10 protein-coding genes and 1 pseudogene are annotated in these 14,158 nt (G+C 52.4%); 2 read left to right on the forward strand and 9 right to left on the reverse strand.

Annotated elements, in window-relative coordinates:
• Positions 1–13 precede the first annotated feature (13 nt).
• The 3 genes from L1N82_RS15555 to L1N82_RS15565 are packed head-to-tail and all read right to left on the reverse strand — an operon-like array spanning position 14 to position 1,853.
• The gene (locus tag L1N82_RS15555; RefSeq protein WP_235288368.1) at positions 14–982 is read right to left on the reverse strand and encodes a DUF4097 family beta strand repeat-containing protein; all 969 of its coding nucleotides are present in this window, start codon (positions 980–982) and stop codon (positions 14–16) included.
• A complete protein-coding gene (locus L1N82_RS15560; RefSeq protein ID WP_235288369.1) occupies positions 979–1,533 on the reverse strand; it encodes an HAAS signaling domain-containing protein in 555 nt (184 codons plus the stop codon). The genes L1N82_RS15555 and L1N82_RS15560 overlap by 4 nt, the downstream gene beginning before the upstream one ends.
• A 2-nt stretch (positions 1,534–1,535) precedes the next feature.
• Positions 1,536–1,853: a PadR family transcriptional regulator gene (locus L1N82_RS15565; RefSeq protein WP_235288370.1), complete on the reverse strand. Its 318-nt coding sequence runs from the start codon at positions 1,851–1,853 to the stop codon at positions 1,536–1,538.
• 248 nt (positions 1,854–2,101) lie between these two features.
• Between L1N82_RS15565 and L1N82_RS15570 the strand changes: the two genes are divergently transcribed.
• On the forward strand, positions 2,102–2,812 hold the full coding sequence (locus L1N82_RS15570; RefSeq protein WP_235288371.1) for a hypothetical protein: 711 nt from the start codon (positions 2,102–2,104) through the stop codon (positions 2,810–2,812).
• A gap of 130 nt (positions 2,813–2,942) precedes the next feature.
• Here L1N82_RS15570 and L1N82_RS23270 read toward each other — a convergent pair.
• Positions 2,943–3,065, reverse strand: a pseudogene (locus tag L1N82_RS23270) (beta-methylgalactoside transporter); the annotation flags it as partial.
• A gap of 360 nt (positions 3,066–3,425) precedes the next feature.
• On the opposite strand from L1N82_RS23270, the gene L1N82_RS15575 reads away from it, so the two are divergent.
• Positions 3,426–5,285 (forward strand): EAL domain-containing protein, encoded by a 1,860-nt coding sequence (locus tag L1N82_RS15575; RefSeq protein ID WP_235288372.1) that lies wholly within the window; start codon positions 3,426–3,428, stop codon positions 5,283–5,285.
• A gap of 107 nt (positions 5,286–5,392) precedes the next feature.
• Here the strand turns inward: L1N82_RS15575 and L1N82_RS15580 are convergent, their stop codons facing one another.
• The 5 genes from L1N82_RS15580 to L1N82_RS15600 all read right to left on the reverse strand — a co-directional run bounded on the left by L1N82_RS15580 (position 5,393) and on the right by L1N82_RS15600 (position 14,036).
• Positions 5,393–6,631, reverse strand: coding sequence for an acyltransferase (locus L1N82_RS15580; RefSeq protein ID WP_235288373.1), 1,239 nt, complete (start codon positions 6,629–6,631; stop codon positions 5,393–5,395).
• A gap of 239 nt (positions 6,632–6,870) precedes the next feature.
• The gene (locus tag L1N82_RS15585) at positions 6,871–7,401 is read right to left on the reverse strand and encodes a type 1 glutamine amidotransferase domain-containing protein (RefSeq protein WP_235288374.1); all 531 of its coding nucleotides are present in this window, start codon (positions 7,399–7,401) and stop codon (positions 6,871–6,873) included.
• 119 nt (positions 7,402–7,520) lie between these two features.
• A complete protein-coding gene (locus L1N82_RS15590) occupies positions 7,521–11,108 on the reverse strand; it encodes a chemotaxis protein CheB (protein ID WP_235288375.1) in 3,588 nt (1,195 codons plus the stop codon).
• 110 nt (positions 11,109–11,218) lie between these two features.
• Positions 11,219–12,466, reverse strand: a complete 1,248-nt coding sequence (locus L1N82_RS15595; RefSeq protein ID WP_235288376.1) for an MFS transporter — start codon at positions 12,464–12,466, stop codon at positions 11,219–11,221.
• Positions 12,467–12,608: 142 nt separating this feature from the next.
• Positions 12,609–14,036, reverse strand: coding sequence for a PDZ domain-containing protein (locus tag L1N82_RS15600; RefSeq protein ID WP_235288377.1), 1,428 nt, complete (start codon positions 14,034–14,036; stop codon positions 12,609–12,611).
• Positions 14,037–14,158: the final 122 nt, after the last annotated feature.

Here is a 14,158-nt window from a genome sequence, read left to right on the forward strand (position 1 = left end):
TGTTATATATTGATCAGGAGCGCGGTCCCAGCAGAAAATTGCCAGATCCGGTTTCAACATGAAGTTCGATTTCACCGCTGCCGAATGAGCCTGTAATATCCCCTTCTTCATCCTGGCTGGATACCTGCATGCCTTCAAAACCGATCTCACGGTCCCCCGAGCTGGTCTTGAAGTCCACCAGAAGGGACTGCGGATTCTCTAACAGCCGGACCGTCACATTCCCGCTGCCTGCAATTAACCGCACATGCGCCTCCAGTTTGTCTGCTTCATAACGGATATTGCCTGAACCTGCCTCCCCGGTCAGACGGGCAGAGCCATTCACCAGCCTTACATTACCGCTGCCAGCCAAGAATGCCAGCTCTTCTAGCTTGTAAGAGGCAACCGTTATATTACCCGAACCAGCGTCGATAACCATCCTTTTTCCGTTTACACCATCCAGCTCTTGATCACCGCTGCCCGATCTCACATCTACCGTTTCACCCGCTACCATCTCCGCCTCAATGTTCCCGCTGCCGGTATGCATGATTAGAGCACGCGACGCCTGGACGTCTTTAACTGTAATATCGCCGCTTCCTGCCGACACCTCTACCTGATCCCACAACTGTTCAGGCAGCTGAACTGTTAAAGTCACGTTCAATACACTAAGGCCTATCACGAAGTTATCCCCAATAACCGGCTTAATCTCCAGTGTGCCGTCACCACTGAGCTCCGCACTCAGCTCCATGTCATCGAGATACCTTCCACTGGCTTCGCCTTCAAGATTCATACGGATCGTTCCCGTCTCACGTCCTCTTATAACACGAATATCCGTCCCCCCGCTGTTTACCAATATACTGCGAACTTCCGCCGCCGGAACCGATTTCTCCAGATTCACCTCTTTGCCGCCGAACGACAGGATGTTGTCCTTGCCGCTGAAGGTTGTAAATGCGCCCATCACACCAGCGATAACCAGCAGCAGACCGATTATTACGGATTTCTTCATGCTCTCCCACCCCTCACAAGTCTTGTATTAAATCTTAAATACTTCAGTGTCATGCTGAAAAAACCGCGGCTAAGAGAAAGCGTGCCTGCGCCGCTCAACAGGCCGAGCCCGCAGCTGACAGCAGCCAGCGAGAAGCCTTGCGGAAGGGAGAACATTTCCCCTCTGTATCCCTCCCATATGCAGGCGGCTGCTACAAGCAGCAGGGCTCCGGATACAGCCCAGAGGGCAATGAGAACACCCAGAACAGCTATGAAAGGACCCAGCACAAAGACCAAATTAAAAAATCCGAGGCCTACAGTCGCAAATACTGCCCGAGACACGGAAACCACCGTGCTATTATCCTCCGCTTGATGCACCCGGTAGCCTAACAACAGCTCCTTAGCGATCAGGCGCGGGTCGCCCAGCTCAGCTGCCGCCTGCTCTTCGGGAATTCCATTTTCGGCAGCCATCCGAAAATGCAGCTCGTAATCATACAGCCATTCTGCCCGTTGATGCTCGGGTACAATGGTCAAGAGGCGGTTCAGCTCTCCCATGTACTGCTCCTTGTTCATGCTTATCGAATCCCTTCCTCAATAATTTCGTTAACTGCTCTCGTAAAATCATGCCATTCGAGTACAAGATGCCGCATATATGCCGCTCCTTCCGGAGTAAGCCGGTAATACTTGCGCGGCGGCCCTTCACTTGATTCTCTGAGGTACGTTGAAAAATACCCTTCCTGTGTCAGCCTGTTCAGCAGCGGATATATACTGCCGACAGCCAGCTCGAACTTCTCGGAAATCTTGACCGCTAGCTCGTATCCGTACCGGTCCTCGCGGGAGGCGAGCGCCAGTACGCAGATTTCCAGGACGCCCTTCTTGAATTGAACATTCATAACCGGACACCATCTCCTATATTTCAGTGTTTACTATTATTCATTGTAGAATAGCTGGTTGCAAGAAAAGGATGAATATTCCATCTACCCACTGCTATACTATACCACCTGCTATTCAACATTGCAATATACCAAACATAACTTATAAGTGTGAAGGTTAACTTTGCGTTTTCCGGTTCTTATGCTCTCTATCCGGTTAATGATGGTTAGACGGCCGTTGATCCGGCCGGTTATTACGGAATAAGGGCGTGATTCAATTGGAATATACCAAGCTGCTGGACGCCGTATGGGTTACCAATCAAACAACCGAAGCGCTGATTGATACAATCCGGGACGCAGAGCTTCGTTCTCGTTCCGGTTTTGCACGAATAGAGAAGCTTATAGCCGCTGTCCAGCGGGACGGCGAGCCGTCGGAGCGGATGCAGGAAGCCGCTTCAGCCCTTGCTGTTCTGTATCTGTTTCAGCAGTTCCTTAGCCGGGCAGGAGAGGAGTTGAAGCAGGTTCAGGCATCCCTTAAGCATGCCTGGGAAACGGCGCGTACGGCAGTTTCTCTTCATGACTGGGGGGCCTATCCCAAGGCTCAGCTCTCTGCCATGTTCGCGAAGCTCAAGGAGCTGTTAGAGGAAGCGGAGCACCAGATTCTGGAGCTTAACACCTTATCCCCATCCATCAGCCAGTTCGAGCATCTGCTGGAATCGACAGCCGTTCTGCTGCAGGAAGAGATCGTTGCTGCAGAGCTGCAGGGAGGCTCCGCCGATCCCGAGATTGTGCGAAGCGACGATGAGTTCATGACCTGCATTCATGAGAAGCAGCCTATTGCCGTGTGGAAGGATGAAGAGCGGATTGCCGGACATATCCTGGTTGACGCCGTAACGAATGACACCGTCTATATGGAAGGTGTCGCCTACTCGCGGGCTGAGCATACCTTCTCGCTGTGCCCAACGGATACTGTTCATTAACCTTAGTATTCGTCGGTTTTTGCCAGCATTATCTGTTGTCTCCCAACGGAAGAAGGGGTGTTCCCTAAGTCGTTAATGACTTAGGGAACACCCCTTCTTGCTGGGAAAGATGAATCATGAATAACGGATATTATTTCTTCGCCATGTACTTGCGGACGTCGAACGCAACGGCCGCTACAATGATTAGGCCTTTAATGATCAGCTGCCAGTAAGGGCTTACACCAACGAAGGTAAGACCATAGTTGATAACTCCGTCATACACACCAGCAGACTGGCTGCTAGAAGCCGGAGCAACCTTTTTCCCATTGTCTATATGCCTCCTAAATGTAAGCGTTTTTATTTAATGTTGTGTATGAAATTTACCGATCTGACAATAAATTTGTTTTCATCAGCCCATTTGACACTCAGTAGATAGAATCATAAGGATTTTTGTCGAATTATATCTGTTTTTCCTTGCTACAAACGCAAGGACACGATAAGATGGAAGAGCAGCACAGCTATGAAAATCACGGCTGCAATCTGCATTGGACCTAACCAATATTTGCTGACCGCTGTATGACATCAAATCCTTATATAAAAGGCAGAGAGGATGCTCCCATTGTTCGAGTGGCCCGTGTTTTTGAACCTGCTGCGCAATGCCGCAGATATCGGCTTCTTCATATTCCTGGCTAACTATATGCGGCGATATATGGTGCATCTGCACTGTACCATCAAACTTTGGGCATGCGGCCTTCTCTTCGGCCTCGCAGGAATCGTATCTATGCAGTATCCGGTTATCGTCTCCGATGGCGTGATCGTAGATTTAAGAGCCGTCCTCGTCGCGATGGCGGCACTGTACGGGGGGACAAGAGGTGCGCTGCTTGCCGTGCTTCTCGTAGCGGCCGGGCGTTATTACCTTGAAGGCGCCGGCTTCATTCCCGGGGTCGGCACGGTGATGACAGCGGCGCTGCTGGGACTGCTGGCCCGGTGGTACGAGCATAGAAATAACCGCCGGTTGTCTAATCTTCCTCTGCTGGGACTTGGCTTCCTGCTCGCCCTGCAGATGCTCCCATGGATGATGATGCTCCCTGGCCATATATTCTTAAAGTATCTCCAAGATTATGCTCTTCCGGTCTTTATCCTATATCCGCTGACTGTACTGCTGTTCTGTCATGTGATGGCCGGAGAATTCCGCGTGCTTTCACATCCGTTTTTGGAGATTACCAATCTTAAGAACATTTCAACGGAGTTGCAGCGTTATGCAGGCGGGAGCTCACGAACCGCCGTGGCGTTTGCTCAAATTGATAATTTTAAGAACCTGAACCACCTGTACGGCTATGCGCTCGGCGAGCAGCTGCTGATTCAAATGTATGACAGAATCCGTGCCAGATTCGGCGAACCCCTGCTGGTCCGCTATGGCATGGGCGAATTCGTCATGTGTCTGAAGAATCTCGACAATATGTCAGAAAACCTCAAATGCGAGCTGAAGAAGATCAAGCAGGAGCTGATGCAGCCATACCGGGTTCATGGGATGGAAATCAATCTCACGCTGACAGCAGGCGTAGCGGTTGGAGCCGCCAAGAAGGATGCTGTCGAGACCATGCTTCGTCAAGCGGAGACTGCCTTGCATGAAGCACGCAAGAAGGGCCAGAACCATACGATTATGTACGAGCCCAGCATGGCCGATAAGAGCGTTCACTTCAGCCAGATCCAGGAAGCGCTCCGCTCGGCTCTTGCAAGAGGGGAGATCAGTCTTCATCTGCAGCCGCAGTTCAATACGGACACCTCAAGGCTGCGCGGCTTCGAAGCTCTTGTCCGGTGGAATCACCCGCGGCTCGGCCCCGTCTCCCCCGCTGATTTCATTCCCATTGCGGAACAGAACGGTACAATTATCGAGATTGGTGAATGGGTGCTGCGGCAGGCTTGTGAGATCCACCTCAAGGAGCTGCTGCCATTATTCCCGGAATCCCTCATGTCTGTTAATATATCCGCCGTCCAGCTGGGGGATCCGGATTTTGCAGCTGGAGTGGTCCGCATTCTGAATGAAACGGGGCTGCCGCCCGACCGGCTCGAGCTCGAAATTACAGAAAGCGGGCTGATGGCTTCCGTCGAATCTGCTGCCGAAACGATGTCGCAGCTTGAGAAGCTGGGCATCCGGTTTGCATTGGATGATTTTGGCACAGGTTATTCTTCACTCAATTATTTGCAGAAGTTCCCGATTCACCTTGTTAAGATCGACAAGTCGTTCATTCATGATCTTAACGGCCGGCAGAGCAAGAGCAGGATGACCGAATCCATTATCAACTTTGTCCATATGCTTAATCTCCCTGTGGTGGCAGAAGGCCTGGAGACCGATGAGCAGCTGACCCTGCTCCGCGACTGGCGCTGTGACTTTGTGCAGGGTTATCTGTTCAGCCGGCCGATACCTGCCGGAGAAGCACCTGCTTATGTGCGCAGCATTCTTAATCAACCCTCAACGGTTGTTACGCCTTGAAATCGGGCTTGCCTATACTGACAGACAGAAAAAGGCTGGGAACAGGTTCTTATAACCTGCTCCCAGCCTTTTGAATGCACGCTAAGATCAATCGCCACCGATCAGAGTTAAAGCGACTTAACCGGCGGAACTTCCGTGCCCCCGGCGGTTTCGGAAACCTGCTGCGCTGCAAATCCTCCTGCAGCCGGAACCGTACGCCTCTTCCTCGCCTGCGCTCCGCTCAGCAGCCAGCCATAAGGCAGACGGCTGAACATGGCCGAAAGCCCGATTGAGATCGCCGCCACTGCGAAGAAAGTGAGCACTGCGGCCGGAAGATGATAGCCTGCAAGCTGCGACTGCTTGAACGGCGCCGATACCAGCATCAACACAAAGGCATGAGCAAGGAACGCACCAAAAGAATGACTGCCTACAAACAGCATGAAACGCTTGAACAAGCCTCCATAGCGGTTCAGCAGGACGGCGATACCATAGGCCAGCATCAGCTGGCAGACAATAAGAATAAAGACGAAGGGATGCAGGTAGGTAGAGACACCCAGCATCATCTTATCGGTTGATGCCTGCAGCAGCCTGTAGCCTGCCCACACATACAGCCCAATGAACACGAGACCGCTCCAGACGAGCGAACGCACCGCATACTCGCGAAACTTCACCAGCCGCACGGCACACAATGCCCCCAGAATGAAATAGAACAGATAGAACGGGAACCATTTCGTCCGGTTGACGAGAAGCCATTTCCACAAGCCATCCGGCAGTTCAGCTGTAAGGGTGCCGGCCCGGTAGTAGGCAAACCACATCAGCAGTCCATACAGCAATCCAGCCACAGTAAGGAGACCAGCGGTGCGCCGACCTTCTTGATTTCCAGCAGCGCTCACCCACGACCCCAGCTTGTCTCCCGCCTTCAGGAAGAGCGGAAGCAGCAGATAGAACTGGAAGATCATCAGAATAAACCACAGGTGATAGCCGTAGGTTGGCTGAATGAGCTGCCGGCCAAGCTCGGCCCAGGATGACGATGCACCAACAGGCAATCCAGCATACAAGCTCACTGAGAGCCAGTATATGACCGTCCATACGAGGAAGGGCAGCAGGATATCCCGGGCGCGCTTGTACAGGTAAGGACCGTAGTCCAGCTTACGCCCTGCATAATTGTAAAACAAAATCACCCCCGACAAAAACACGAAGGTTGGTGTGCCAAAGCGCGTAAAGTGGTACAGCATGGCGAGCATGATACCATCCGGCTGCATAATATCCGGCCTGTATATGTACTCCGCGATGCAATGCTGCATGGTAATGGCCATGAATGCCAGCGCACGCAGCAGCGTAATTTCCTCAATCCGTTCCTTTTTCATGTAGACCCCCGACCTATTGAATCCGCTAATCTTATAACCAGCACTCCGCTTTAACCACCGCTTATTGTAACATAGAGCCCGGTTAATTTCGCTGCCAAGATTCGCACGCTCTGCCAGGTATAGCGGAGGTTTAACAACCATAAAAAAACCGCCGGCCTGTCCGGTTAATACCGGCAGACCGACGTTCTCAGCTGTCTATATCAGGTGTCCCGGCCCGAAAGTCCCGTCAGCCCGCCTTCTTACCAGGCATTGACCCCTAGTCTGTCAATGGTTGCCTGGATGAATGCCGGCTCATCCTCCGGCGTGCGTGAGGTAATCAGATTGCCGTCAACGACCACTTCCTGATCAACAAAATTGCCGCCCGCTTCCTTCATTTCATCTGCAATACCCGGATAGGAGGTCAAGGTGCGTCCCTTCAGCAGACCGGCTGCGGCCAAAATCTGTGGACCGTGGCAGATAGCCGCGATCGTAATCCCTTTGGAATCCGCTTCCTGGACAAAAGCCTGCACATCCTTATCGTTCATCAGATGGGAAGGCGACTTGCCGCCGGGAATAATGACTGCCGCATAGTCGGAAGCTTTGGCATCCTTGGCAGCCAGATGCGATTTGTATGTGACGGTACCCTTCTTGCCCTTCAATTCATCATCCTGCTTCAGGCTGATAATAACGCTGTTATGTCCGTTCTTCGTCATCTCTTCGAACGGATTTTTCATTTCCGAATCCTCGAAATCATCTGCAAGCAAAAATGCGACCTTCTTTGCATCACTCATGCTCTTCCACTCCTTTCAAGAATCACCCAATAACAGTGTGCACCAGAACGGGTGCGTACATGCTTTTATTACCCTCCGGCGTTCGGTTTAAAGCAATGAGGAATGCTTGACTGCCTGCCCTACAAGGCGGGAAGCTCTATCGTAACCGTGGTTCCCTTGTGTTCCTCACTCTGGATACGCATAACACCGTTATGACCCTCGATAATATTGTAGCTGACCATCAGGCCAAGCCCTGTGCCCTTTTCCTTCGTCGTAAAGAACGGCTCGCCCAGACGCGGCAGCTTGTCTGCCGGTATGCCGCATCCCTCATCCCGGATCGACATGCAAATATCCCCGTCATCCTTGCGTGTGATGCTGACGTAGATGTTGCCTCCCTCAGGCATTGCCTCAATCGCATTCTTAAACAGATTAATGAACACCTGCTTCAGCTGATTTTCAACACAGTGGACATAAGGATGGCCGGCATCCAGCTCCGTATGAATCGTCACTTTGTTCAGCAGTGCCTGGGTGTCGATCAGCAGCAGCACATCATTCAGAATCATCAGCAGGTTCTGCGGCTGGAAATTGATCATCTTCGGCTTGGAAAGAAGCAGCAGCTCATTAATAATATGCTCAATCCGGTTAAATTCCGAGAGCATGATCGAGATATAGGTTTCATTGCCCCCCTGCGCCTTCATCAGCTGGACAAATCCCTTAAGCGCAGTCAGCGGATTCCGGATCTCGTGAGCGATTCCAGCCGCCAGCTCTCCGACAGCCGACAGCATCTCCGATTTGCGCAGCAGCTCCTCCGTCTTCTTCCGCTCCGTTATATCCTCCGATACCTTCAGGTAATGAATGATTTCGCCATCCTCATTCTCGATCGGAAGCACCGATGAGGTCACCCAGTACCATTCCCCATCCCGCGTCCTCTGCTTCAGCTCGCCGGTCCACTTGTCCCCTGTGAAGATATGCTTCTCAATATTGCTGCAAACCTGCGGCGCGGAGGTGGTTTCAATTAGAAAATCCTTCAGGCTCCTGTCCCTTATCTCCTCTGCCTGGTAGCCGGTCTTCCTCACAAATACGGGATTCACATATTCAATCTTGCCGCGAAAATCCGTGATCATTATCATGCTGGGACTTTGCTCAATCGCATAAGAGAGCTTCTGGAGCTCCTTATTGGCCAGCTTAAGCTCGGTTATTTTGACCACGGTCACCACAACGCCCCGAATCAGGTTGTCTGTCGTCCGGTAGGGCAGCACACGCACACTGTACCAGTTGCCCTCGCTGCACTGCAGCTCCTTCTGCACCACATCCGAGGTCGCTAGCACATAAGCCGCATCCTGGATGAGCGAGCCGTAGCACAGCTTGTGGGAAATATGATGAATCGGACGGCCGATATCCACCTCCATTAAGTGGAATACTTCGGTTGCTGAAGGCGTGAACCTGCGTATGCACATATCCGTATCCAGAAAAATCGTCCCGATTTTGGTGCTCAGCAGAAAATTATCCATATCATTATTAAGCTCAATCAACTCCTGGATTTTTCGCTGATGCTCCGAGTTGACCGTGATCAATTCTTCATTCACCGACTGCAGCTCCTCGTTGCTGCTCTGCATCTCCTCGTTGGCAGCGATCAGCTCCTCGTTCGTGGACTGCAGCTCCTCATTAGCCGTCTCCAGCTCCTCTATGGTCGCCTGCAGACTGTCCTGGGTATACTGCAGTTCCCGCTCCAAGTCAAGAATCCGGTAATCCGTTCCGTCATTCAGCCCTTGCATGTCGTGTGTGCCAGCGGACGTGTCGCCGGCCCGCTCCGTCTCCTCGAAGAGAATGGCAATCAGGTTGCGCATTTCACGCTTCGCAAGCAGCGGCTGGATCGTCAGCTTGATGCTGCGCCCGTTATGTCCCTCACCAATCTTAATGTCAATATACGTGACCTTCTGCTTCTCCCGCCTGGCCTTATAGATACCCGTGCCGAGCGGCATGGAGAGGGAAGCCGCGATCATTTTGTTAATGTTGAGGCTTACCCGTCCCTTGGGCATGCTAATATATTTATTGACATCACCAATGGTATGAATGACTTCATTCTTCTCGTTCAGGATCACACAAGGGGGAAGCAGCTCCTCAACGAGCTGGACATGCAGGTCATCCGGCTTCTTGACAGCAGGCTGCTGCCTGTTCACGAATATATTTTCCCGGCTTATATGACTGGATGCCGTCTCCTGGCCGGGATCCTGGTAAACAACCTCCTTCAGCTGGCTTTGAGACCACTGGTAAAGCTCCTTATGACAGAATATATTCCACTTGCGGTTCACAGCCTTGAACAGGTTGTCCAGCTTGCCGATGCTCTCACTTGGCCCGAGGAACAGGAATCCCCTTGTATTCAGGGCAAAGTGAAATAAGCTTAAGATTTTCTTCTGCATATCGGGCTGGAAATATATCATCATATTCCGGCATGAAATTAGATCAAGATTTACGAAGGGCGGGTCCTTGATAATATTATGCGGGGCAAATACAATCATTTTGCGGATATCCTTGCTGACCTGGTAGCCGCCTTCCTTAGAGAAAAAATACTTCGACAGATACTGTCCGGGCACATGCTCCTCAATGTGTTTGGGGTAGACGCCGACACCAGCATAATCAACTGCTTCCCGGTCAAGATCCGTTGCGAAGATCCGTACCTGCATATCACTTTTCTGCTCGTCTATGTATTGCTTGAACAGCATGGCAATGGAGTAAGCCTCTTCCCCGGTCGAGCAGCCAGCAATCCATATGCGAATTTCCTTCTCCCTGTTCTGCAGCTTAGTTTCGAAGATCCCCGGTATAACTTTCTCATACAAAGCCTGGAATGCTTCTTTATCCCGGAAGAAATGCGTGACTCCGATAAGAAAATCCTTCTGCAGCATCACTGCCTCTGCCGTATTTTCCATCATATATTCCAGATACAGCCTAAGCGTCGGGATACCGGCGATCTTCATCCTTCTCTCGATCCGTCTCATCATGCCGTTCTGTTTGTAAGACGAGAAATCAATTCCACTCTGCTTCCGGATGACAGTTAAAATCTTGCGGAGCTGATCCTCGCTTGTATCAGCGGGGGACGGCGACTTCAATATCATCACAATCTCGTCCGCTATCTTGGCTGGCGATGTAACATAGTCAGCTACTCCCGTCTGGATCGCACTACGGGGCATACCATTGAACTTGGCTGTTTCTTCATTCTGAACAATTACTATACCGCCCGCCCGATGTACAGCCTCAACCCCTGAAGTGCCATCGGCGCCCGTTCCTGACAAGATCACCCCAACGGACTGGCTGCCCTGTTCAGCCGCGAGTGATTCCAGGAACACATCAATCGGCAGGTGGATGCCCTGCTGGTCCGGATAATCCTTCAAATGGAGCATACCGCCGTGTACGGTCAGGTAGGACTTGGCGGGAATTAAGTAAATATGATTCTTCACCACCTGCATGCCGTTCCGGGCTTCAAGCACCTTCATGGACGTCTTGAGGAGCAGAAGCTCTGACATGAAGCTCTTATAATCAGGCGATAGATGCTGCACAATGACGACGGCGGCCCCCAAATCGTCTGGAAGGCGGCCGATAAGCTGCTCCAGTGCCTCCAGGCCGCCAGCGGAAGCTCCTACCCCAATAATGCGGGGGACGGACAGGCCGCTATCCAGTCTGGGTACCGGTTGATTGACGCTTGAGAGCATATCTTCTGATTGATCCTGCATCTCATCACTCCGTTCGGGATAACCTTTGGCACTATCTTACCATTCCGCAGCACAGCAATACAAAATGTATACACGTCAATACATATTGTATCATGTTTTTCTGCCGCAAATTATCCCGATTTACCCGGTCCGGCTTTCTGAACATCCCCTTGACCCGTCCCAATCATCCAGAATATGGTGTACTGCAGCAAGGCTGTGCCCACCAAGACCACCGGTAGCCAAGCCGACTCGAGGTCTTGTGAGAACAACAGCAGCAGCGCTATTGAGATCATTCTGCCAAAATTCAGATAAAACTCCCGCACCACTACGACCTCGTTGCGAAGCTGCCCCTTGAGCGGAAGTGTGCCCATGAGACGGTAGTAATATGTATTCAGCGTGTTGATAGCGAGCGGGTTGCTGATCGAGAACAGAATCATGAACAAGACCACCGTCCAGAAGCTGACGTCAATAACAAGGAAAGAAGCCCCCAGCACGACACCGGTGGAAGAGGCTAGTATATACCTCCTTGCTCCCGACTCTTTGGCCTTGCGCGAGATGACATAGCCGGACGCGATCACAAGTCCCGAGAAGAAGACGCCCAAGTAGCCAACCAGGTCTTCCCTGCCGACTGTCCGGTACAGCAGAATGTTCGGCAGGAAGAGCATAATGCCCTGAAACAGCCCAAATACGAAAAAACCGATCAGCGATTGGAGCCAGACGCGGTTTTTGCGCATGAGCAGCCCCATGAGATTGAGATAATAAACCTTGTGGCGGGTTGTAATGGTGCCGATGCGCAGACTGACGACCGCCGCAATGAGGAACATGACAAATGCCAGCATGAAGGTAATCATGTATCCGCGCAGCCCCTCGTTGCTTCCAATGATATACCCGGCAAGAGCCGGGCCTGCCAGCCCCGCCGCGTTGAAGAATACCATATTGAGTGCCAGGAAGCGGATCCGGTTCCGGTCATGGGACACGTCATACATCAAGACCAGGAAGCCCATCCAGTAAAGACCCGAGGCGAAGCCGTTAAGCACCGCAAACAGCAGATAGAAGCTGACTACCTGCTCCTGGGCCAAGACAACCAGCAGGAAGAACAGGCCCATGGATAATATACCAAGCCGGTACGTCACCATCCGGTCCTTGCGTTTACCGATCCAGCCGCCCACGGCAAATCCGATTGGAGTCAGAAAATAAACAATAATGTTGTAAACGCCATTAACAACCAGGTCTTCTGTCAGCCGCCATAAATACAAGTTAAGGAACAAACCTGCCATTGAAGCGCCGAATTGGAACAGGGCATGAATGGTTATTGTGAGCCCGGCCTCCTTGGAAAGCTGCCTCTCCGGCGGCAATGATGCGCGTTTTGGCCATTTCAATTTTTGTAATAAGCCCATGTTAATCCCTCGTCCCCGCTGTAATCTCTAGTCCTGTTCATTGTAATTCAGCCTCTGACAAAAAGAAAAACGCGCTTAATTGCAGTTAAACGCGTTTTTATTCGCTGCTTCTTGCTTAGCGGGGCTATGCGGCTGTTTTCAGCCAATTCAGGATATCATCCAGATTCCGAACGGGGACAACTTCCAGCTCGGGCGCACCCTTATGCGCCTCATCCTCCTGACCCGCCGGAACGAAGAACACATCAGCCCCTGCACGGTACACTGTGTAGGCCTTCTGCTCAACGCCGCCGACTGTACCGACCACGCCTCCCGGTCCAATTGTGCCGGTCCCGGCTACATGGATATCACCGGTAATCCCCTCCGGCGTCAGCTGGTCAATCAACGCCAGCGCAAGCATCGCCCCGTGTGACGGCCCGCCCTCATGCACCAGATAATCGCGAAAGGAGACTCGCCCAGGCACATCGGGATAAAGCACATTCTGGACCCGGATACCAAAAACGGCACGCTCCGGGAAGTTCTTATCCGCTCTGGTCGGAGCTGCAAACTTAACCTCCTCTTTCTCCCGCATCACCGTGAGCTGCACCCAGCCGCCGGGCGGAACATCCTTCAACCGTTCATTGAGCTCTACTACCGACAGTACTGGTTCCCCGTTCAGTTCTGTCACGATGTCACCTGCCCGGAGCACACCAAGCACTGGACTCCCGGTTTCAATACCCGTCACCCGGACACCCTGGGCAATAATACCGGCGCCAGACCCGAGTCGTTCATAAGCAATTGCGCTGGCCGCTGCATCCGCATCGGTCTTCATCTCCCTGACGAGCTCATCATATTCACCAAGCGGCATGCCCAGCTCTTCAATCGGCTCGAAGCTGTAATGCGGGAATAGCTTCGCATACAGCCAGTCCACCGGAAAGGCCGGCCGGTGAAAGATCAGCACGCCGTCGATGCGCCCCTCCGTCTTGCCTCCCTCTGCCTGTGCATAGCGGCTCATGTCCATTGTGAGTCCCGGGTATGTCACCATGTAATTAGTCGGCCAGAAGAGAAAGGCCATCAGGGCGAGCGTTCCGCAAAAAGCCGCCAGGGTTCTGCGGGAACGCTTCGTCAGCTGCCGCTCGGTATTAGCAAGGTCCATGAACACCGCCAGCCAGGCTGCCCCAAGAAGTCCGGCTGCCCAGCTGATACTGGCCGCCTCTGTCTCCAGCGTAATAATTGCAGCGACGGCGGACAAGGACAGCACGATTACAAGCATGCTTCGCTTCGACGTATGAAGCCTCCGGCCCGCACGCAGGGTCGACGCGATACAGCCAGCCGCAGCAGCTGTCCATAATAACGGCACAACCGCCAGGATATAGACCAGTCCATTCAATATATCAATCCAGCGTCTGCCGCTGCCAAAGTTCAGCGGATCAGGCAGCCAGACCAGTTGCCCAAGCACCATTAATCCGAACGCAAGCACCATTCCGCCCGCGTACAGATATTCTCTCCAGCCCAGCCTGCCCCTTGGCTTCAGATGGCTGCGCATGCCGGCCTTGTCCGTCAAACGCTTATTCATCGGCCGCACTCCCCTCTGTCTTGTCCAGCTCCTCTTAGGGCCGCTATAGATCAACCAACTAGCGCTGCAGAAACCCGTTGATCAAGCCGTAATCCGGTAATCCAGTCTTTCACATCCTGGAT

The sequence above is a fragment of the Paenibacillus tarimensis genome, assembly GCF_021532315.1.
In the GTDB taxonomy this organism is placed as follows: Bacteria; Bacillota; Bacilli; order Paenibacillales; family Paenibacillaceae; genus Paenibacillus_I; species Paenibacillus_I tarimensis.

What these genes read in the sequence shown, in the direction of transcription:
- L1N82_RS15560 (WP_235288369.1), bottom strand. Translation starts at nt 1,533, where the DNA reads ATGAACAAGGAGCAGTACATGGGAGAGCTGAACCGCCTCTTGACCATT.
- L1N82_RS15580 (WP_235288373.1), bottom strand. Translation starts at nt 6,631, where the DNA reads ATGAAAAAGGAACGGATTGAGGAAATTACGCTGCTGCGTGCGCTGGCA.
- L1N82_RS15585 (WP_235288374.1), bottom strand. Translation starts at nt 7,401, where the DNA reads ATGAGTGATGCAAAGAAGGTCGCATTTTTGCTTGCAGATGATTTCGAG.
- L1N82_RS15590 (WP_235288375.1), bottom strand. Translation starts at nt 11,108, where the DNA reads ATGCAGGATCAATCAGAAGATATGCTCTCAAGCGTCAATCAACCGGTA.
- L1N82_RS15600 (WP_235288377.1), bottom strand. Translation starts at nt 14,036, where the DNA reads ATGAATAAGCGTTTGACGGACAAGGCCGGCATGCGCAGCCATCTGAAG.
- L1N82_RS15565 (WP_235288370.1), bottom strand. Translation starts at nt 1,853, where the DNA reads ATGAATGTTCAATTCAAGAAGGGCGTCCTGGAAATCTGCGTACTGGCG.
- L1N82_RS15555 (WP_235288368.1), bottom strand. Translation starts at nt 982, where the DNA reads ATGAAGAAATCCGTAATAATCGGTCTGCTGCTGGTTATCGCTGGTGTG.